The sequence below is a fragment of the Saccharopolyspora sp. NPDC002376 genome (assembly GCF_053593195.1).
On record NZ_JBSFBZ010000068.1, the window covers coordinates 1 to 19,942 of the forward strand.

The 19,942-nt window shown below is 66.6% G+C and carries 16 protein-coding genes and 1 pseudogene; 13 read left to right on the forward strand and 4 right to left on the reverse strand.

Features of this window, described 5'->3' with window-relative positions; translation table 11 throughout:
- The 3 genes from ACWCO2_RS31800 to ACWCO2_RS31810 form a co-directional block, all read left to right on the forward strand.
- The coding region (locus tag ACWCO2_RS31800) for an IS630 family transposase (RefSeq protein ID WP_450131483.1) at nucleotides 1-583 on the forward strand (583 nt) is incomplete at its 5' end.
- Nucleotides 584-1,343: 760 nt separating this feature from the next.
- Nucleotides 1,344-5,780 (forward strand): FxSxx-COOH system tetratricopeptide repeat protein, encoded by a 4,437-nt coding sequence (fxsT, locus tag ACWCO2_RS31805; protein WP_450131484.1) that lies wholly within the window; start codon nucleotides 1,344-1,346, stop codon nucleotides 5,778-5,780.
- Nucleotides 5,781-5,783: 3 nt separating this feature from the next.
- Nucleotides 5,784-7,100: an AAA family ATPase gene (locus ACWCO2_RS31810; protein WP_450131485.1), complete on the forward strand. Its 1,317-nt coding sequence runs from the start codon at nucleotides 5,784-5,786 to the stop codon at nucleotides 7,098-7,100.
- Between the two features lie 1,366 nt (nucleotides 7,101-8,466).
- Here the strand turns inward: ACWCO2_RS31810 and ACWCO2_RS31815 are convergent.
- From ACWCO2_RS31815 to ACWCO2_RS31825, 3 genes are all read right to left on the reverse strand, one after another.
- On the reverse strand, nucleotides 8,467-8,871 hold the full coding sequence (locus ACWCO2_RS31815) for an integrase core domain-containing protein (protein WP_450131486.1): 405 nt from the start codon (nucleotides 8,869-8,871) through the stop codon (nucleotides 8,467-8,469).
- A gap of 266 nt (nucleotides 8,872-9,137) precedes the next feature.
- A complete protein-coding gene (locus ACWCO2_RS31820) occupies nucleotides 9,138-9,563 on the reverse strand; it encodes a helix-turn-helix domain-containing protein (RefSeq protein ID WP_450131487.1) in 426 nt (141 codons plus the stop codon).
- Nucleotides 9,564-9,645: 82 nt separating this feature from the next.
- Nucleotides 9,646-10,143, reverse strand: coding sequence for a hypothetical protein (locus ACWCO2_RS31825; RefSeq protein WP_450131488.1), 498 nt, complete (start codon nucleotides 10,141-10,143; stop codon nucleotides 9,646-9,648).
- A gap of 103 nt (nucleotides 10,144-10,246) precedes the next feature.
- On the opposite strand from ACWCO2_RS31825, the gene ACWCO2_RS31830 reads away from it, so the two are divergent.
- Entirely contained in the window at nucleotides 10,247-10,699 is a 453-nt protein-coding gene (locus ACWCO2_RS31830; protein ID WP_450131513.1) for a winged helix-turn-helix domain-containing protein, read from the forward strand.
- Nucleotides 10,612-11,187, forward strand: coding sequence for an IS630 family transposase (locus ACWCO2_RS31835; protein ID WP_450131489.1), 576 nt, complete (start codon nucleotides 10,612-10,614; stop codon nucleotides 11,185-11,187). The genes ACWCO2_RS31830 and ACWCO2_RS31835 overlap by 88 nt, the downstream gene beginning before the upstream one ends.
- Before the next feature lie 369 nt (nucleotides 11,188-11,556).
- Here the strand turns inward: ACWCO2_RS31835 and ACWCO2_RS31840 are convergent, their stop codons facing one another.
- On the reverse strand, nucleotides 11,557-12,570 hold the full coding sequence (locus tag ACWCO2_RS31840; protein ID WP_450131490.1) for a LacI family DNA-binding transcriptional regulator: 1,014 nt from the start codon (nucleotides 12,568-12,570) through the stop codon (nucleotides 11,557-11,559).
- A 162-nt stretch (nucleotides 12,571-12,732) separates the two neighbouring features.
- Between ACWCO2_RS31840 and ACWCO2_RS31845 the strand changes: the two are divergent.
- The 8 genes and pseudogenes from ACWCO2_RS31845 (at nucleotide 12,733) to ACWCO2_RS31880 (ending at nucleotide 19,686) form a co-directional block, all read left to right on the forward strand.
- Nucleotides 12,733-13,597 (forward strand): annotated as a pseudogene (locus ACWCO2_RS31845) (BtpA/SgcQ family protein).
- Nucleotides 13,594-14,496 carry a carbohydrate kinase family protein gene (locus tag ACWCO2_RS31850; protein ID WP_450131491.1) on the forward strand — a complete coding sequence of 301 codons (903 nt, stop codon included), beginning with the start codon at nucleotides 13,594-13,596 and terminating at the stop codon, nucleotides 14,494-14,496. Before ACWCO2_RS31845 ends, ACWCO2_RS31850 begins: the two are co-directional and overlap by 4 nt.
- Complete coding sequence (locus ACWCO2_RS31855) at nucleotides 14,493-15,503, forward strand: substrate-binding domain-containing protein (protein ID WP_450131492.1); 1,011 nt, start codon at nucleotides 14,493-14,495, stop codon at nucleotides 15,501-15,503. The genes ACWCO2_RS31850 and ACWCO2_RS31855 overlap by 4 nt, the downstream gene beginning before the upstream one ends.
- The gene (locus ACWCO2_RS31860; protein ID WP_450131493.1) at nucleotides 15,503-16,255 is read left to right on the forward strand and encodes an ATP-binding cassette domain-containing protein; all 753 of its coding nucleotides are present in this window, start codon (nucleotides 15,503-15,505) and stop codon (nucleotides 16,253-16,255) included. The genes ACWCO2_RS31855 and ACWCO2_RS31860 overlap by 1 nt, the downstream gene beginning before the upstream one ends.
- The gene (locus ACWCO2_RS31865) at nucleotides 16,252-17,271 is read left to right on the forward strand and encodes an ABC transporter permease (RefSeq protein WP_450131494.1); all 1,020 of its coding nucleotides are present in this window, start codon (nucleotides 16,252-16,254) and stop codon (nucleotides 17,269-17,271) included. The genes ACWCO2_RS31860 and ACWCO2_RS31865 overlap by 4 nt, the downstream gene beginning before the upstream one ends.
- Nucleotides 17,268-18,323 carry a phosphotriesterase family protein gene (locus tag ACWCO2_RS31870; RefSeq protein WP_450131495.1) on the forward strand — a complete coding sequence of 352 codons (1,056 nt, stop codon included), beginning with the start codon at nucleotides 17,268-17,270 and terminating at the stop codon, nucleotides 18,321-18,323. Before ACWCO2_RS31865 ends, ACWCO2_RS31870 begins: the two co-directional genes overlap by 4 nt.
- The gene (locus ACWCO2_RS31875) at nucleotides 18,320-19,069 is read left to right on the forward strand and encodes a glutamine amidotransferase (RefSeq protein ID WP_450131496.1); all 750 of its coding nucleotides are present in this window, start codon (nucleotides 18,320-18,322) and stop codon (nucleotides 19,067-19,069) included. The genes ACWCO2_RS31870 and ACWCO2_RS31875 overlap by 4 nt, the downstream gene beginning before the upstream one ends.
- The gene (locus tag ACWCO2_RS31880) at nucleotides 19,066-19,686 is read left to right on the forward strand and encodes a TenA family protein (RefSeq protein WP_450131497.1); all 621 of its coding nucleotides are present in this window, start codon (nucleotides 19,066-19,068) and stop codon (nucleotides 19,684-19,686) included. Before ACWCO2_RS31875 ends, ACWCO2_RS31880 begins: the two co-directional genes overlap by 4 nt.
- Nucleotides 19,687-19,942 lie beyond the last annotated feature (256 nt).

Sequence of the window (19,942 nt, forward strand, 5' to 3'; positions counted from 1 at the left end):
GGAGAACGCCCTGGTCCTCGCGGTGGATGAGAAATCGCAGATCCAGGCGATCGACCGCACGGCTCCGATCCTGCCGATGATGCCCACCACCCCGGAGCGCGCCACTCACGACTACGTCCGCAACGGCACTACCAGTTTGTTCGCTGCGTTCGACATCGGTTCGGGTTCGGTCATCGCCCAGCACTACCGCCGCCACCGGCACCAGGAGTTCCTGCGGTTCCTCAAGCTCATCGACCAAGCGGTGCCGAAAAGCCTCGATCTGCACCTGGTTTTAGATAACTACGCCACCCATAAGACCCCGAAGGTCAAGGAATGGCTGATCCGGCACCCCCGGTTCCACCTGCACTTCACCCCGACCTCGTCGAGCCGGCTCAACCTCGTGGAACGCTGGTTCGCCGAACTGACCAACCGAAAACTCCGACGCAGCGCCCACCACAACGTGGTCGAACTCGAAGCCGACATCCGCAGTTGGATCAACAACTGGAACGCCGACCCCAAACCCTTCGTCTGGACCAAAACCGCCGACCAGAACCTTAAAACCCTCGCCGCATACTGCAGCCGAATTACCGACTCAGAACACTAGGTTGCCGTTTGTTGTCTCCGTGCGCGGAGCCGAGCCCCCGCATGACGACGATCGGTTCCGGCAGTGCGGCTCAGTCCCGCGTACGCGGAGCTGAGCAGTGGATCATGCCGGTCCTGGGTGACCGGGGTGAAACCATACCCGTGTGCGCGGGGCCGAGCGGTCGCCGGCGGCGGCTGCGGCGATCACGCTATAACCATCCCCGTATGCGCGGGGGCCAAGCCTCACCATCGGCGAGATCGTCGAGTCATCCCCCGTGCGCGGGGCCGAGGCGGTGGCGCCGAGCTGCGCAGCTTCGTTGATTGAACGATCCCGCGTGCGCGGGGCCGAGTTGGTGCGACGTGCTCGCCCCATCCTGGGGCCGGAACCATCCCCGTGCGTGCGGGGCGAAGGGCCTGCTGCCCACCCCGCCCCGTGTCAATCAGGAACCATCTGTGCGCGGAGCCGAGACCCGCGCTGCTCTGGTTCAGGCCCTGCTGATGGAACCATCCCCGCGTGCGCGGGGCCGAGGCTTGTTGACCAGCAGGTTTACACGCGCCATGTGGCGATTTTGTTTGGTTGCGAGTCGTTGGTGAGCGGTGGTCTAGCTGGATCGTATGAGATTGAGGTTGGTTTGGCCGGTCCACGAGGTATTTGTATTCGACCATTCGGGTCACCTCGATGGCAGGTAGCCGTGCGACCGGTACTGCAACGGGATACTTGATCGATGAGCGAGAGATCGGAGCTGCCTCAGCGCGGGGTTACCAATGCTCTGACCGGCGACGTGTCCTCGGTCGTGCAGGTCGGAACTATCCACGGTGACGTGGTCTTCCACGTCGCTGGTGATAGCCGTATCTCCGTCCCGCTGCCGTACCGGTTCGGAGTGGTGCCGCCGGTAGCCGATGTGACTCAGGATCGAGCCGTCGCCAAAGTACTGGACGAAGTCCTCGACCACGGCGACGCTGCGGTGTTGACCGGACTGGGTGGCACAGGCAAGACCGAGCTGGCCGCGGCCTACGCCGACCGGCTGTGGACGGCTCGCGAGCTGGACCTGCTGGTGTGGGTGAACGCCACCTCGCGTCAAGCAGTCCTGTCTGCCTATGCCGATCTCAATGCCAACCTCACCGCCACAGAGGAGACCATTCCGCTGCGCGGGGCAGAGCGGCTGTTGATGTGGCTGGGGGAAACATCTCTGCGTTGGCTCGTGGTGCTCGACGACGTAGCGTCGCCGAACGACATCTCGGGACTGTGGCCGCCTGCCACACGCGCCGGTCGAGTAATCGTGACGACTCGCCGCCGGGACGTGCCCCTGCGCCGTCGGCGGCAGCTGATTGACGTGGGCGGATTCAGCAGGGCGGAAGCGCTCGACTATTTCCGACAGGCGCTTGCCGGTGAGTCGCACTTGCTCGACGGAGCCGAGGAGTTGGCCCAGGAACTCGGGTACCTGCCATTGGCGATCAAGATGGCCTGTGCCTACATCCGGCAAACCGGTGTGTCTTGTGCGGAATACCGGCAACAGCTTTTTGACCGTTTTGATGAGTCGGGTGGATTGATTCGTTACCCCGCTGCTTCGCTTCAGGTGGCTGTCGGCAGGGCGATGCGACGGGCTGAACTGAATGCTCCGGTGGGGGTCGCACGCCCCTTGATAGAAATCGTCAGCCTTCTGTCCTCCGACAACATCCCCTTGGAAGTTCTCACCGTGCCAGAGGTATTGGAGCTGCTGTCCGAACGGGTTGGGCGCAGACTCGACCGGCAGGACGTGCTGGATGAGTTGTGGTTCCTCGCGCAGTCCAGCCTGGTGACCGTCGACCACGTCGGGTCGTCCGTCGCGGTGCGGACACACGATTTCGTCCAGCGGCTGATGCGGGAGAGCCTCTCCGAGGAGCGGCTGGCAGCGGTCGTGCGCACGGCGGCCGACGCACTGCTGTTGGTGTGGCGGGGCGGCTATGACCCAGTTCGGGAGCAGACTCTGCGCGCCAACGCCGAGGCCCTCATCGTGGCGAGCGGCGAACACCTCTGGGATGTTGGTTGCCACCCGGTGTTGTTGCGCTTGGGTCGCAGCCTGGGAGAATGCGGATTGGGGATGGAGGCCGAGTACCACTTCCGCCGCCTCCACGAGATCGCGACCCAACGCCTGGGCCCCCAACACCCGGACACCCTAATGGTTTTGGGAGAACTCGCCCACTGGCGCGGCATGTCCGGCGACGCACCCGGTGCGGTGGCGGGGTTCCAGAGTTTGTTTGAGGACCGGTTGCGGGTGCTCGGTCGGGACCATCCGGACACACTGGCCGCGCGCCACAACTTGGCATTCTGGCGTGGCGAGGCAGGAGATCTCGCCGGTGCGGTGGCGGGGTTCCAGAGTTTGTTTGAGGACCGGTTGCGGGTGCTCGGTCGGGACCATCCGGACACACTGGCCGCGCACCACAACCTCGCACACTGGCGAGCTGTAGCAGGAGACACTCCCGCCGCCATCGAGGAGTTCGAGTGCCTAGTCCAGGACTACACGTCCGTCTTGGGCCCGGATGACCCGAGCACCTTGACCGCCCGCTTCAACCTAGGCCACTGGGTTGGCACGGCGGGGGATGCTTCCCGCGCGATCTCGTTGTTGCAGCAGCTGCTGTCCGACCAAGTGCGCGTTCTGGGCGCCGACCACCCTGACACGCTGACGACGAGACACGGTCTCGCCGACTGGCGCGGTGCGGCAGGTGACGTCGACGGCGCGGTGACTGCGCTGGAGCACCTGCTCCAGGACCTGTTGCGAGTGCTCGGGGTCGACCACCCCGACACGGTCGCCACCAAACACGGGCTCGCCGATTGGCGGGTCGCCGCCGGAGATGCCGCGGGCGCGCTCGACGCGTTGGAAGAGGTGTACGACGACCGGTTGCGGCTCCTCGGACCCGATCACCCCAACACGCTCGTGGCCGCGAGCAACCTCGCCGTTGTCCTGCGTCGGCTGGGCGAGCACGCGCAAGTCCGGGAACTCATGTCGGACGTTCTCGAGCGGCGGCGTCGGGTGTTGGGGCCGGATCATCCGGATACTTTGCGTTCGGCCGACAACCTCGCTTTTGCGTTGCGGCAGCTGGGTAGGTATGAGGATGCGCGTCGGTTAACCGAGGACGTTCTCGAGCGGCGGCGTCGGGTGTTGGGGCCGGATCATCCGGATACTTTGCGTTCGGCCGACAACCTCGTTGTTGCGTTGCGGCAGCTGGGTAGGTATGAGGATGCGCGTCGGTTAACCGAGGACGTCCTGGAACGCCGCCGCCGGACGACGGGGCCGGACCACTCGGACACCCGCCGGGCCGCTCGCAACCTCTCCTTCGAGGACGAGATCGGCGTTGTGCAGGTCCTGGTCTCCCACCAAGCCGACAGCGCCGGTCCGTTGGTTGATGAGATCGCCGATGCGTTGCAGGACAACGGGATGGTGGTGTGGAGGGCGAATGTCAGCATCAGTCCTGGATCGTCTTTCAGCCGGACGATAGACGACGCGGTACGCGCATCGGATGTGGTGCTGGCGGTGATCACGGACGCCGGTTCCGTGCCGTACTGGTTGCAGCGCGAAATCGAGTTCGCGTTGTCCCAAGACACGGCGGTGATCCCGGTGTACGCGGGCATCACGCCCGTCGAGGCGCAGCGGAGCTTGCCCTATGAACTTGCCACGCGTCAGGGCGTCGTGTTCGATCCGGCCTCGCCGCAAGGGCACGAGCAGCTGGTGGACGCCGTCCGGCGCAGTGTGGTCGCACGCGGCAGACTCCCTGCGCAGACGACCGAACCGACCTCGGCCATGCTCGACCCGGACGAACTCGCCGCCATCCGAGATCTCGTTACCGAAGCGTTCGCCACGGCCGATCGGTTCCTACGGGTGGATGACGAACAGCCGCAGCTGTTCCGACCGGGGCCGGTGTGGATCTCCACCGTGGTCGTTCCGACCGCCGATGAACTCGAAAGGTTCGCGGCCCATCTCGCAAACAGCCGACTCGGCTATTTCGTGCACGTGGGCGACCTGCGCGGCGATGCGCGGGTCGTGCTGGACCAGATGCGGCTCGGTGGGAAGCCGGTGGTCACGATTACCACGCGTTCGCTGCGCGCGGCGCGGGCCGACCAGCGCGTGACTGCGTTCCTGAACGAGTTGGAGCGCGACTACGGCAACCGCGACAACCTGTTCGACACAAAGAACGCGCTGATCAATGAGCGCTTCTTGTTTGGACGCGATGCGCTGCTCAACACGATCGGCAGCGCCCTGCGGCGCAGCGAGCACGTCCTTGTGACGGGCTTGCGCAAGGTCGGCAAGACGAGCGTGCTGAACATCCTGCGTCAGCACGTGGTCGACCGCCCGGTGTGCCAGGTCGACCTCCAGCGCTTCGACCGGCACCACGAGGACTGGCCGCCGGTGCTGTTCGCCATGATGCTCTCGGCGTTCGATCGGTGGGGCCGCGCCGAACTCGGTGAGTGGCCGTTTCAGACGGCATCACCTACGACTGCCACCGAGTTGGAGGCCGAGTTCGACCGCAGGCAACAGTATCTCGTGGCGTCCGGGCGACCAGCGACGACTCTCCTGGTCATCCTGGACGAGTTGGAACGCATTTACCCCGCCAAGGGCGAGTCGTACGCTACGCGCCAGTGGATCAGGGCCAGCGGCACGCTTCGGGCGCTCGCACAGGGCGACCGCCGCCACGTTGTCGTGGTGGGCGCGGATCTGCGGCCGGGCGTCAACCGGGACAATGACCTGGGCGCGGACGGCACCAACCCGTTCTTCGCCTTCTTCCAGGAGATGCCGGTTCCGCTGCTTGAACGGGAGGCAGTGGACGAGATGGTGCGATCGCTGGGGCGGGCCATGGCGATCGGCGCGGTGGCCGAGGAGTTCCTGAGCCGCCTGTTCGGCCTCACCGGGGGGCATCCCGCGCTGGTCCGCACGGTGGCGGCCGAGGCGTACCGGCAGCGGAAGCTGGCCTACGAACTGTCCGAGGACGACCTGGACACCGCGCTCGATCACCTGGACGACGCCGACACAGTCGGGTTCTTCTTGCGCAACAACCTGTGGCAGCTCATGACCACGGCGGAACGCGAGGTGGTGCGGGCGGTGGCAAGCGGAGGCCCGGTCGCACCGTTCGTCTCTGCGGCCGATCAGCGAGAAGCCCGGTCGGCGATGCGGTCGCAGTGCCTGATCGACGAGGGCGTCCGGATCGGGATGTTCCGTGACTGGCTCTCGAGCGCGGAGCTGTGAGCCGTGAACAACCCTTTCTACGCCCCGAACCTCTTCGTCGGGCGCGATGCCCAGTTGGCCGACGTGAACCGGATGCTGACGCACGGGCGGTCAGCGTTGCTGATCGGGGGGCGCCGCGCTGGCAAGACGACCTTCGTCCGCAACATCACGGAAGAGGCGGTCGGCCGTGCGCTCGTGCGGACCGACGTGTCTGGCTGGGACATCTCTTCCGAGACGGCGGCGCTCGGTGGGCTGCTCGGCTCCCTGCACGGTGTGCAGGAAACGAAGCACCACGCGGCGACCCGGCACGACGTCGCACTTGCACTGGACCGGATCAAGCCGCTCACGCTCTTGGTAGACGAGGCAGACCGGGTGCTGCTCGCGCAGTGGGGGCCCGCTTTCTTCTCGTTCCTGCGCTGGCTGGACGACACCCACCTGCGGGAGGACCTCGCCATCCTGCTGGCCGGTGGGCCGGTGCTCGCCGTGTTCCGCGACCCAGATGACCGCGGGTCACCGCCCCTGAACACAGCCGAACCTCGCTTCCTGGATCCGTTGGACCGTAGTGCCGTGGCACAGCTCGCGAAGCACGTGCCCGAGGTCGACCTGGACGACGTGATGGACCAGTGCGGCGGGCACCCTTGGCTGACTATCCGGCTGCTGGCCGCCTTGTACGACGGCAAGTCCTTCGACGACGCGTTGGACGACCTTTTCGACCTCGCCGTCGGCACGTTCCCCGTGTGGGAACGCCAACTCGGCGAGGCAGGCAGGCGGTTGCTGCGCGAGCTACCGGCCGGTGGGCTGACCCTGCGCGACCTGCGGAGCCAGAGTTGGGTGAAGCACCGGGAAGCGGCCAGGCTGAGCCGGAGCGTCGGTGCATTGCGTGTCGAGGACCACCGGCTTCGGCGCGGCCCACGCCTATTCAGCGAATGGCTGCACGGCCGTGGGCCGGAGACGACGACCTGGGACCTGGCGATCTCGTACGCGTCAGAGGACGAGGACCTGGCCCGGCAGATCCACACCCAGCTCCGCAACGAGTTCAAGGTTTTCTACGCCCCGGACCAGGACGCCGCTTTGTGGGGCACCGACCTCGTGCGCTGTCTGCCCAACATTTACGGAGTGCAAAGCAAGCACGTGCTGGTGCTCAGCACGAAGGTGTACAAAACGAAGCACTGGACCAGGATCGAGTACGACTCCGTCGTAGCCCGTGCCCCGGAGCGCATCCTGCTGCTGGACTGCGGCGCGCTGCCGGACGATCTCCCCGACGGAATGGTGTACCGGGGTAGCAGCCCTGGAGAACTCATCGGATTGGTCGCCGCGCTACGGGACAAGCTGGCAGCCTAGAGCCCGCGTCGACCGAATCGCGGACAATCGCACCTGACCTGGGGCAGAGCGACACGGGACCTGGGTGGATTGCCTGCCCATCCCCGCGTAGCACGGATCGAGGGGCGGATGACACCGCGCACCAACGCGAAGTTGGGATCATCCCCGCGTGTGCGCGGGGCCGAGGCTTGTTGACCAGCAGGTTTACTGGCGCCAAGTGGCGATTTTGTTTAGTTGCGAGTCGTTGGTGGGAGGTGGTGTAGCTGGGTTGTATGAGATCGTGGTTGGTTTTGGCCGGTCCACAGGGTGTCCTGTCGGTCTTGCTTGGAGTCGTTGGTGCTCGGTAGCGGGACTAGTGGTCCAAGGCTTGATCGTTGTTGGAAGGGGTCGTGGTCGTGGTACCGACTGCGATGGTCACCTGGTACCGGCTCAACGTTGGCGGATCCGCGCGCTGAGGGAATCCTGGAGGCGGATGGCTACGTTTGCTGTCTTGATCGAGGAGTGAGGGCTTCGATGGTCCTGGTCTGATGTGGTGGGGAACGTACGGCCGCAGTCAGCTGCGGAGTTTGGTTCTTGGTTGTAGCGAGTTCCGGTTCAGGATTCAGCCATCGGTTGTGGGAGCGGCATTGGGAGAATTATGGGAGGAACGTGGTGGTCTGAAGTGAGTTGTACCTCGCTGAATAGCACTGTGCTGCACCGGTTTATCCTGGGGTTTCACGGTTTTTGCTGGTCAGTGTCTCTTGTGGACGCCACTGGGGGTCAAGGGGTCGTGGGTTCGAATCCCGCCATCCCGACGGAGCGAAGAGCCCGTTGATCGGCACGTAAGTGCAGGTCAACGGGCTTTTTTGCGTGCTGTTGTGGATCTTCAGTGATCGCTCCGGAGGTGCCTCTCTTGAATTTCGGCGATTTTGGGAGGATTTTGGGAGGCTGGCTTTTGTCTGGCTGAAATGGGGTCGCGTTGATCATGATGGGATCGACACCCGCCTGGGCGAACTGAGCTGTGTCATGGATCACTGGTGTTCTAGGTCGTGATGCTACGCCCAGCGGTCTCGTGATGACCTTGAGAGTGTGACCGCGCAGCTCGGTGGCGGCTCCGCGTTGATGGGCGATGAACGGTTGGAGGCCACACTCGCCCCGTCTCACATTGGCCAGAAGGCGATGGCCCATAGTCGTGAGTGAGACTAGATCGTCGCTCGCCCTTGGGCACTGCCTCGGTAGCAGCCGTGGCCCCCATGAAGCGATGCGCTGACGAGACGGCAAAGTCGTGATGGCGCAGACTTCTTTCAAGCATTCTTTGCGCTAAGCGAGTTTCGCCAGGATTCTGGGGTTGGAGGGGGGACTTGCACACTATCCACCCTGCCCTTGCCGATAACCCCGTCCATGCAGGTCAGGCGGCGTGCTGATACTCGTGGAGGATGCCGCCGAGGCGATCGCATCGGCGTATGTCGAGGCGGGCTAACTTGTCCGGATCGGCGATCGGAGCGGGCAATGGGTACAACGGGCGGGCGTTCGCGATGCCTTGGTGAGGCCGGTGGGAGTTGTAGAACTGTTCAAGCTCACGCAGGGCGTGCAGCAGGTGCCGCTGGTTCCAGATCAAGGTGCGGTCCAGCAGCTCATGTCGGCAGGTCTGCACCCATATTTCCATGATCGAGTTCATTCTTGGCATCCGGACGCCGCTGAGCACGACCTCGATGCCTGCATCGGCAAGGACGGCGTCGAACAGGGCGGGGAACTTCCCGTCGCGGTCCCGGATCAAGAATCGCGCCCGGCAGTCGGGGTCCTCGAGGTCCATGACGAGATTCCTCGCGGCCTGGGCCATCCACGAGGCGGCCGGGTGCGGGGTGGCGCCCAGGATCCGGATCCGCCGGGTGGTGTGCTCGATCACTGCGAACACGTACATCCGCGTCCCAGACAGGGTGACTGTCTCGAAGAAATCGCAAGCCAGCAGGGCGTCGGCCTGGGAGCGCAGGAAGTCGGCCCAGGTGCTGGAGTTTCGTTCGGGTGCCGGGTCGATCCCTGCTGTTTACAAGATTTCCCAGACGGTCGAGGCGGCCACTTTCACTCCCAGGACGAGCAGCTCACCGTGCAACCGGCGGACCCCCAGCTGGGATTCTCCTTTGCCAGGCGCAGCACCAAAGCCCGGATGGAGCGCACGGTCCGTGGCCGACCGGGGCGCTTCGGCTTGGAAACGGTCGCATGGCGGCGCGCGACCAGGTCGCGGTGCCAGCGAAGAACCGTGTCCGGTCGTACCAGCAGCCGCAGCCTGCGCAGCATGTTTCGTGGCAGCCGGTGCAGTAGCGCCGCCATGAACGCTCGATCAGCTGGGGTGAACCGCACCCTCTCTTGACCGAGTTGCCGCTCCAGCACCGTGATCTGATGGCGCCAGGCGAGGATCTCGACGTCCTTGTCGCGGTCGTTCATCGGCAGCAGGCGCAGCATGGCGAACGCATTCGTCATACCCAGGTAGGCCAGTCGCAGCAGCACAGTCGATCACCATGCCGTGGCGCTCGACCGCAGCGAAAGCGTCTGTTCGAGCGACTACGGTCGACCTACCCGGACGTGCTGCCTACCGCTTCGCACCAGGACGGATGAGGTTAGCGGCAAGGACAACCTCGGCGACCTGGATCCCAGCGGGATCTGGATGTTCACCGCACTCTCTGAGAACGTCAAAGAGTTCGCCGCCGCCAGGAGTGCGGAGTTGGAGTTCGAGCGGGTCGCCATCACCGAGCCCCAAGTCCGTACGCCGTGCCCGCCGCGTCTCACCAGGGCGGATGAGGTTGTCGGCAAGGGCAAGGTCGCGGTGCCAGCGCAGCACCGTGTCCGGTTGGACCAGCAACCGCAGCCTGCGCAGCAGATTCCGTGGCAGCTGGTGCAGTAGCGCCGCCATAAACGCTCGATCAGCTGGGGTGAACCGCACTCTCGCTTGACCGATTTGACGTTCCAGCACCGTGATCTGATGGCGCAAGGCGAGGATCTCGACGTCCTTGTCCCGGTCGCTCATCGGCAGCAGGCGCAGCATGGCGAATGCATTCGTCACACCCAGATAGGCCAGTCGCAACAACACAGTCGATCAGCATGCCGTGGTGCTCGACAGCGCGAAAGCGTCCCCTCGAGCGACTGCGGTCGGCCTACACCTACGCTGTGTCCGCCGCGTCTCACCAGAGCGGATGAGATTATCGGCAAGTGCAGTGTCGCAGCAAACCGCATCGAAGTGGCACCGGGCGTGGTCGACCGGTGGCCGCGAGGCACTGGCGGGCGCTGGCCGTGCTGGGCGGATGCGCAAGCTCTCCGACGAGCAACTGGTCGAGGTCGAGGCGGAGTTGAGCAAAGGCCCACGCGCCAACGGGTTCGCGACGGAGATGTGGACACTTGCGCGGGTGAGTGAGGTGATCGAGCGAGTGACCGGCGTGCGGTATTCGGTGACGCAGACCTGGACGATCTTGCGTGATCGACTGGGCTGGAGCCGCCAGCGCCCGGCGCGGCGAGCCGCCGAGCGCGACGAGGCCACGATCGAGGAGTGGGTCAAAACCGAGTGGCCACGGATAAAAAAGGGGCCCGACTCCGAGGGGCCTGGATCTGCTTCCAGGACGAAAGTGGATCCTCACTGCTGCCAGCAGTGAGAGCGACCTGGGCGCCGCGGGGCCAGACCCCGGTGCTGCGGCACCGGTTTAGCTGGACTCGCATGTCGATGTCCGCGGCCCTGGCCTACCGTCCCGACCGCAGCCAGGCCGCGTTGGTGTTCCAGACCAAACACGCCAGCTACAACACCACCTCGCTGATCGAGTTCCTCACCGACCTGCACGACCACCTCGACGGCGAACCGGTGACCTTGATCTGGGACGGCCTGTCCGCCCACCGCTCCAAAGACATGAAAGCCTGGCCGGCCACCCAACGACACTGGCTGCACGTCGAGCGCCTGCCCGCCTACGCACCTGAGCTCAACCCGGTGGAAATGGCGTGGGGCAACATCAAAGCAGCCGAGCCGGCCAACCTCTGCCCCGAGACCATCGACGAAGCCGACACCGCCACACAGACCGGACTGGACCGCATCGACAGCAGCTACCAGCTCTGCTTCGCCTTCCTCGACCACACCGACCTCCACCTATAACCAAGATCACCCAAATACCGAAAGATCATTAGTCGAATTACCAGTAGAGCGGATTCCGGGACAACGCCACGGGTTCGTGCCGCTTGGCCTGGTGGTGCAACGACATCGACGCTTCCGTCTGGTCGGGGCCAATCGCAATCCCGATTCTCGGCGGTGCGGGCGAGTCCCGCATGGCTGCGCGCGACGGGCAGCAAACCGACCAAAGCGGACCGTCGGCGTCGGCGGGTCTGGTTTTGGGTAGTGGGCAGGGGTGATCCCCAGCCTGGCGAGTTGAGGATCTCCCAGACCGTGGAGGGAGCGACCTTGATATTGAGGAGGGCGAGTTCGCCGTGGATACGCCGGTACCCCTAGGTCGTATTTGCAGCTGGGTCATTCGTGGTCGGGAACTTCGCGGGTGCTCTCCCGGACGACCAGGTTCGGGACCAGCGCGATGTGCGCCAAGGGCTCGGCGGCTTCGGATCCGTCCGCCGCTGCGAGCAATCGGACCGCCTCAGCGGCGATCTTCTTCCTGGGCTGGTCCACTGTGGTCAGCGGCGGCTCGCCGAGACGGGCGAACTCGATGTTGTCGTAACCGGTGACCTGGACGTCGTCGGGCACCTTGATGGCGTGTGTTCGGCATGCCCGGGTCACGCCGAGTGCGATCAGGTCGTCGGCGCACACGATCACGTCGGGCATCCGACCGCCGCCGGCCAACCGCGCCAATGACTCCTCGCCCCAGGCGATGCTGTACTCGCCGAGCAGTATCCAGTCTTCGTACACGGTCATCCGCAATGCCTCGGCTCGCTGCTGGAAGCCCGCCAACCGCCGCTCCGTGGACGAATTCGTCAGCAGCGACCCGACGTACGCTGCGGAGCGCGCTCCCGCCGCGTGCACGTGATCGACCACCAGCCGCATGGCCGCGACGTCGTCCACCCCCACCCAGTCGGTGCTGGTCCCGCGGACGTAGCGGTCCAGTTGGACCAGCGGAACGGCTCGGGCTGCTTCGAGTACCGCGGGCGAGCTGTCGACGCCGTGCGTGGGGCTGACGATGATCCCGTCGACGTTGCGGGCGACCAGGGATCGTAGCCGCTCGGCCTCGATCGTCGGATCCGAACGGGCGTCGCAGAGGAACAGCTGCTTGCCCGAGCCGCCGAGGGCGTGTTCGACGTTCTCCACCAGCGAGGTGAAGAACGGGTTCGAGATGCTCGGCACGACCATGCCGATGGTGTCGGTGCGGTTGCTGCGCAGCGCCCGGCCGATCGAGTTCACCGAGTACCCGAGCTCCGCCGCGGCGCGCTGCACCCGGCGGACCGTCTCGGCGGCGACCGGTCGGGAACCGGTCAGCGCGCGGGAGACGGTCGCGGTGGACACCCCGGCCCGTTCCGCGACATCGGCGATGGTCACCCCATGCAAACGTTTACCTCTCTTTAACGAAATCAACAATCGAGGTGTCACGATCCAGGGAAATTATCCCTTGACGGCCAACGATTTGATCCATAGCGTACACCCTCATCTCGATGCAATCGATTACATTTTTTCTTGTCGACAGCCAACGTCTCTTACGGAGTGTCCGATGACGCCAACCCCTCCCGGGGTGTTCCCCCCGAAGTCGAACGCCGTGGCGGAGCTGTTCGGCACGACGAAGGTCGTAATCGGGGTCGTCCACCTGCCGGCCCTGCCTGGCAGCCCGCACTACGCCGGTCAGCCCTCGACGAGATCTCGACCTTCGCAGTCGAGGAGGCGCGCGCCTACCTCGACGGCGGCTGCCACGGGGTGATCGTGGAGAACCACTGGGACATCCCGTTCCTCAAACCCGGCGAACACGGCTACGAGACCGCCGCTGCGATGGCGGTGGTCACGGCGCGGGTCCGCGACGCGGCCGAGCGAACCGTCGGTGTGAGCGCTGTCCAACGCCGCGGAGTGCTCGATCGCTTCGGCGTGGTCCGGCGGAGCCGGATTCGTCCGGGTGAACCAGTGGGCCAACGCCTACATCGCCAACGAGGGCTTCATCGAGGGGCAGGCGGCGCGGGCCACCCGGTACCGCAGCCGGATCGGCGCGAACCCGATCAAGGTGTTCGCCGACGTGCACGTCAAACACGGTGCGCACGCCATCGTCGCCGACCGGACTCTGGCGGAGCAGACCGAGGACGCGGAGTTCTTCGACGCCGACGTGCTGATTGCCACCGGGTCGCGCACCGGTGACGCGGCGGCGCTCGACGAGGTGGCGGGCATCAAGGAGCACACCCGGTTGCCGGTGTTGATCGGCTCGGGCATCACCGCGGCCAACATCGGCGAGCTGCTACCGGCCTGCGACGGGGTGATCGTGGCTTCCTCGCTGAAGGACAACGGGCGTTGGTGGGGCAGGGTGGACCCGGCGAAGGTGCGCGAACTGACTGCCGCAGCGAGCAAAGCCGGGGCGGAACTGCCGTGATCACCTTCTGCGGATATGCCAATAGCGATCTCGCGATCAGCGTTCCCGCGCTGCCAGCGGCGGGCAGCCGGGTGCAAGCCACCGCGATCGTCCGGGGTGACGGCGGGATGGCGGCGAACGCCGCCGTGGCCGCTGCGCGGGTGGGTGCCGATGTTCGGTTCGCCGGGGTCGTGGGCGACGACCCGTTGAGCGATGCGTTCCTGGCCGCGCTCGTCGCCGATGGTGTGGACGTCGCGTGGACGGCTCGCACCGGGCAGCTCACGACCTCGGTCGTCCTCGTGACGCCCGACGGCGAGCGGTCGATCATCAGCCAGGACGACGCGATAACCGAAGGACACCTGGCGGAGGTCGCCGCGCGCACCGCAGCATGCGACAACTCCTGGCTCTACCTCGACGGGTATCGCTTCCCACGGGCCGTGGCGGCATTGCGGGGCGTGCGCACGATCGTCGATCTCGACGGCTGCGTCCGAGCCGACGGCGCGCGGGCTGCGCTCGACGCCGCCGACCACGTCGTCGCCGGGCGCGTCCTCGCACGTGAACTTCTCGGCGATGACACCGAACTGGCGCGGGCGGCGATCCAGACCTCGACCCACCTCGTGATCACCGACGGCGCACGCGGCTGGCGGATGTACGCGCCGGATGGAACCCGGCAGGAGGGTGCCGCACTGCGGGTGTCGGCGGTCGACGCCACTGGCGCCGGTGACTGCTTCGTCGGGGCCTACGCCGCAGAACTCGAACGTGGTGCCGCTCCTGAGCAAGCCGCACGCTTCGCCGCCACCGCGGCAGGCCTGTCCTGCACCAAGCCAGGGGCCCGAGCCGGCTTGCCCAGCCGGGACGCCGTTGCCGAACATCTGACCGGACTGGCCAACCCGAACCCGGCAATAAGGAGACCCAGATGAGACGAAGGTGCACGGCTCTCGTCTCGCTCGCACTCGTCATCGCGCTCGGTGGCTGCGACACGGCGGTGCGGCAGCAGCAAGCGGCCGAGCAGCGCGCCGCAATGCAGGGCCCACCGCCGCCCGCGCGGATCCCGCAATCGTGCACTGTGGACGGTCGAGCGCCGAAGATCGGCATCGTCCCGATCAACTTGCAGGCGCTGTTCTTCAACCAGATCAACACCGGCGCGCAGCGGGTGGCCGATCAGGCCGGGGTGCAAGTCCAGATCGTTAACGGCAACGACGACTCCACGGCCCAGGCCAACGCGATCGACGACCTGGTGGCCAATGGCTACGACGCCGTCATCGTCGACGCGGTCGACACCGACGGGGTCAAGCCCGCGATCCGCCGGGCCGGCGCCGCCGGTGTGCCGGTCGTCGCGGTCGACGCGACGGTCGATGACCCCGCGGTGGCCGCCCAGGTCGGGACGGCCAACGCGGAAGGCGGCAAGCAGCTCGCCGAGACGCTGCTCGGCATCTCCGGCGGTCACGGCGAGATCGGCGTCGTCAGCGCGCTCAACAGCACGATCCAGTTGGAGCGGCAGAAGGGCTTCACCGACGAGGTCACCGCGCACGAGATGCGCATCGGCACCGTCGTCGACGGCCGCAACGTGCAGGAGAACGCGCAGGCCGTGGCCGAGAACCTGCTCACCGGCAACCCGAACCTGCCCTACGCCTACGCCACCGGAGAACCCGCTTTGATCGGCCTGGCCGCCGCTGTCGGCAGCCAGGGCCGGACCGACCAGATCACGGTCGTCGGCTGGGACCTGTCCGCGCAAGCCATGGACGGACTGCGGGCGGGCTGGATCAAGGCGGTCGTGCAGCAGAACACCTTCCAGTTCGGCTACGACTCGATGACCGCGGCCATCGACCTCGCCTGCGGTCGCCCGGTGCCGCGCGACATCCCGGTGCCGACCCAGATCGTCACGCCCGACAACGTCGGCCAATACCTCTACTACATGGAGCGCTGATGGCACAGGACACGTTGGTCGAACTCCGCGGAATCACCAAATCCTTCGGCGCGGTCCGCTCGCTGCGCGGCGTGGACCTGACCTTGCGGCCGGGGGAGGTGCTCGGGCTCGTCGGCGACAACGGCGCCGGGAAGTCGACCCTGATGAAGGTGCTCGCCGGGGCGCTCCAGCACGACGACGGCGAGATCACCGTGAACGGCCGCCCGGTCCGGTTCGCCAGCCCGGCCGACGCCCAGCGGGAGAAGGTCGGCATCCTCTACCAGGACCTCGCGCTGTGCGACAGCCTCGACGTCGCGAGCAACCTGTTCCTGGGCCGGGAGCCCCGGCGCGGTCCGTTCCTGGACCGGCACGCGATGCACCGGCAGGCGGCCGAGACGCTGTCGAACCTGCACGTGCGGGTCAAGTCGACCTACCAGGAGATCGGCGAGCTCTCCGGCGGCCAGCGCCAGGCCGTCGCGATCGCCCGAGCGGTGTCGTTCGACCCTGCCGTGCTGATCCTGGACGAGCCGACGGCCGCGCTCGCCGTCGCCGAAGTCCGCTCGGTGCTGGCGATGATCCGCGACGTCGCCAGCCGGGGCGTCGGCGTCATCCTGATCACCCACCGCCTGCAGGACCTGTTCGAGGTCTGCGACCGCATCACCGTCATGTACGAGGGCCGCAGCGTGGAGGACGCGCCGGTGTCCGAGCTCGACGTCGAGCGGCTCGTGGCCATGATCACCAGATCCAACACCGAGGAGGTGCCGCAAGCATGAGCGCGCACGCCGAGACGGCACCACGAGCGGTCACCGCCGACACCCCGTCCTGGTGGCAGCGGACGAACAAGGCGACGTTGGCGATGTTCGGCGTCACCGTCATGCTGTTCCTGGGATTCGGGTTTGCCGCGCCCAACTTCCTCACCTTCGACAACCTGTCGAACCTGGCGACCCAGGTCGCCATCACACTGATCGTCGCCGTGGCGATGACGTTTGTGATCACCACCGGCCAGATCGACCTCTCGGTCGGTTCCACCCTCGCTTTCGTCGCCGCCACCACCGCGCTGCTGCTGGAAGCGGGCTGGGACTCCTCGATCGTGATCGTGATCGGGCTGGCCGCGGGGCTGTTCTGGGGTGCGGTCAACGGCTGGCTCTCGGCGTACCAGAAGATCCCGCCGTTCATCGTCACGCTGGCCGCCATGTCGGCGATCCGTGGCCTCGCTCAGCTGTCCACGCAGGGCTTCTCAGTCCCGATCGACAAGCGGTTGTTCGTCGCGCGCATCGGAGAGGCCAAGTTCCTCGGCTTCTCCGCGCTGGCCTGGATCGCCCTGCTGGTCGTCGTGATCGGCGTCGTACTGCTGGCCAAGACCCGATTCGGCAACCACATCACCGGGATCGGCTCGCAGGAGGAGTCGGTGCGCCGGGCCGGGGTGAACACCAACCGGATCAAGATGATCGCCCTGATGCTCACCGGGCTCGCCGCCGGGGCCGCGGGAATCCTCACCGCTGCCCGGCTGGGTTCGGGGTCGGCGAACTCGGGCGAAGGCTTCGAACTCACCGTGATCGCCGCCGTCGTGCTCGGCGGCACCAACCTCTTCGGCGGCCGGGGCACCATCACCGGCACCATCGTCGGTGCCCTGATCACCGGGATGATCGCCAACGGGCTGACGCTGCTCGGGGTGAGCCCGTTCCTCACCCCGATCGTGACCGGGCTGGTGCTCATCGTCGCGATCTGGATCAACCTGCGCGGGCGGAGCCTGGGGCAGCTCGTCGGGCACCTGGCGAGCCGATCGTGAGCACCGAGGTCATGACGGTCACCGGTCCGGTGCCGAGTTCCGAGCTCGGGCTCACGCTCATCCACGAGCACCTGGTCAACGACATCCGGTCGGCGGTCGTCGAGCCGACCGATCCCGACCTGCGGTTCCTCCGGGAGGCCAAGACCTCGGCGGACATCGCGTGGTTGTTGCGGGAGCAGCCCTACTCGTGCCTCGACCACTGCGTCCTGGACGAGCCTGATGTCGTACTCGCCGACCTCGCGGCCTTCGTCGCTGCCGGCGGATCGTCCATCGTGGACGTCACGCCGGCCGGGATCGGCCGCGACCCGGAGCGGTTGCGGATGTTCGCCGAACGCACCGGGCTGCAGATCGTCATGGGTTCCGGGTGGTACCTGCAGCGGTTCCACCCCGGTCAGCTGTCCTCGACGGGGGAGCGGGAGCTGGCCGCGGAGCTGACCGGCGAATTTGCCACGGGGGTGGGCGCAACCGCGATCAGACCCGGCGTGATCGGCGAGATCGGCGTCTCCCCGGACTTCACCGCCGACGAGGAGAAGGCGCTGCGGGCAGCAGCCAGGGCGCAGCGGGACACCGGCGTACCGCTCTACGTCCACCTCCCGGGGTGGCAGCGCCGCGGCCACCAGGTGCTGGACATCGTCCTCGGCGAGTACGGCGTGCCTCCCGGTGCGGTCGTGCTCTGCCACATGGATCCCTCCGCCGCCGACCCGGACTACCAGAACTCGTTGGCGGACCGCGGTGTCCGGCTCGAGTTCGACATGATCGGCATGCCGTTCCGCTACCCCGGTGAGGGGCAGTCACCCGCGCCCGAGCAGACCGCCGTCGCGAGCGGCGAACTCGTCCGGCGCGGGCACGCCGATCAGCTCCTGCTCAGCCACGACGTGTTCCTCAAGAGCATGTTGACCGCCTACGGGGGCAACGGGTTCTGCTACGTGCCCCAGTTGTTCATCCGGCGGCTCGTCGAGCAGGGCGTTCCCGAGCGAACCGCAGCAGATCTGCTGCGAACCAACCCGGCCCGGCTGTTCGAGTCCGCGGCCGATCGAAAGGAGTTCTCGTGAGCCGCGTCCTGATCGCAGGCGAGAGTTGGATCACCCATTCCACTCACATCAAGGGAATGGAAACCTTCGCCACCACCTCCTACGAGGTCGGTGTCGAGCAGCTGCGGCGGGCTCTCGAAGTGCGCGGACACGAGGTGTGGCACCTGCCAGCGCACCTGGTGCCAGCGGAGTTCCCGGACGACGAGCGGGAACTGTCGCAGTACGACGTCGTGGTCCTCTCCGACATCGGGGCCAACTCCATCCAGCTCGCCCCAGCGGTTTTCGAACAAGCCCGGCGAGGCGCGGACCGGCTGGCGGCCCTGCGCTCGTGGGTTGGCGGCGGCGGTGGACTGCTGATGATCGGCGGCTACCTCTCGTTCACCGGGTTCGAAGCGAAGGCCGCTTACCGCGGCACCGTGCTGCACGACGTCCTGCCCGTCGAACTGCTCGCCGAGGACGACCGGGTGGAACTGCCCGCCGGAGCGCAGGCCGCCGTCGACGTTCCCGATCACGCGGTGCTCAGCGGGCTCGACGACGCGCCGTGGCCGCATCTGCTCGGCTACAACCGGGTGACGGCCCGGCCGGGCGCCACGACGTTGGCCACCATCAACGGCGACCCGCTGCTGGTCGTCGGAGAGCACGGGAACGGGCGATCGGCGGCATTCACCTCGGACTGCTCGCCGCACTGGGCGCCGACCGCCTTCTGCCAGGACTGGTCCGGCTACGGCCAGCTCTTCGGCGGGCTGATCGAATGGTTGGCCGGGTGACGCGATCGGCCCGACTCGTCGAGGCGGGCGCACAGGCCCTCGCCGAAGCGCTCGACGTGCGGTTCATCCGCGAGGTCTCCGACGGCACCATCGGCGAGGAGGCTTACGCGAACTACCTGCAGATCGAGGAGTCTTTCGTGGCGAGTGCGTGTCGGCTGCATGGGATTGCGGTGTGGCGAGCACCGTCGTGGGCGGCGACGCAGCGGCACGCCAGGGCACTGCACGGTCTGACCACGGAGCAAACCGAGTACTTCCAGACGGCGCGGGAGTCGTGGCCGGTGGCGGCTCGAATAGACGAGGCCGCACTCAGTCGCGCGAACCAGCTGTCGACGTTCGCACTTGCGGCCGCAGAAGCCGGGGGATACGCGGCCGTGGTGACCGCGATGTTCGCGGCCGAACACCTCTACCGCACGTGGTGTGCTCGCGCGGTCGCCCCGCCCGCGGGACTGATCGCCGACTGGGTCGCTCTGCACGCTCGCGCGCCGTTCACCACCCAAGTCGACGCTCTCGCCGCTGAGATCGACGACCTGCCCCGCACGGTGCCGGACGAGCAGTTGCACGACTGGTTCACCGGCATGCTGCGCGCAGAGGTGCAGTTCCACGACTCGATCTACTGAGTCCCCGCGAGCGGCCGTGGGTGCATAGGCGGGCACCCGACTGTGCATTCACGACCCGATTTCGGTTCGTGGTGAACTTTCGCGCTGCTGCTGTCGCACGGGGCATCGAGACGGAACTCCGACGAGGGAGCAGTGCATGCGCAAGGGCTTGTTCAGACGAGGACGCGCGTCCCGGAAGGACGTCAAACAACGGACACCGCCTCGGACGCGAAGGTCGAGGTGTTCGCACCCAGGAAACGGAGACAACGCGGGCGCC

Bases quoted from the DNA above. Each gene is read 5' to 3' on its own strand.
- ACWCO2_RS31865 (WP_450131494.1), top strand. From the start codon at position 16,252: ATGAGCGCGCACGCCGAGACGGCACCACGAGCGGTCACCGCCGACACC.
- ACWCO2_RS31860 (WP_450131493.1), top strand. From the start codon at position 15,503: ATGGCACAGGACACGTTGGTCGAACTCCGCGGAATCACCAAATCCTTC.
- ACWCO2_RS31855 (WP_450131492.1), top strand. From the start codon at position 14,493: ATGAGACGAAGGTGCACGGCTCTCGTCTCGCTCGCACTCGTCATCGCG.
- ACWCO2_RS31830 (WP_450131513.1), top strand. From the start codon at position 10,247: ATGAGATTATCGGCAAGTGCAGTGTCGCAGCAAACCGCATCGAAGTGG.
- ACWCO2_RS31815 (WP_450131486.1), bottom strand. From the start codon at position 8,871: ATGGACCTCGAGGACCCCGACTGCCGGGCGCGATTCTTGATCCGGGAC.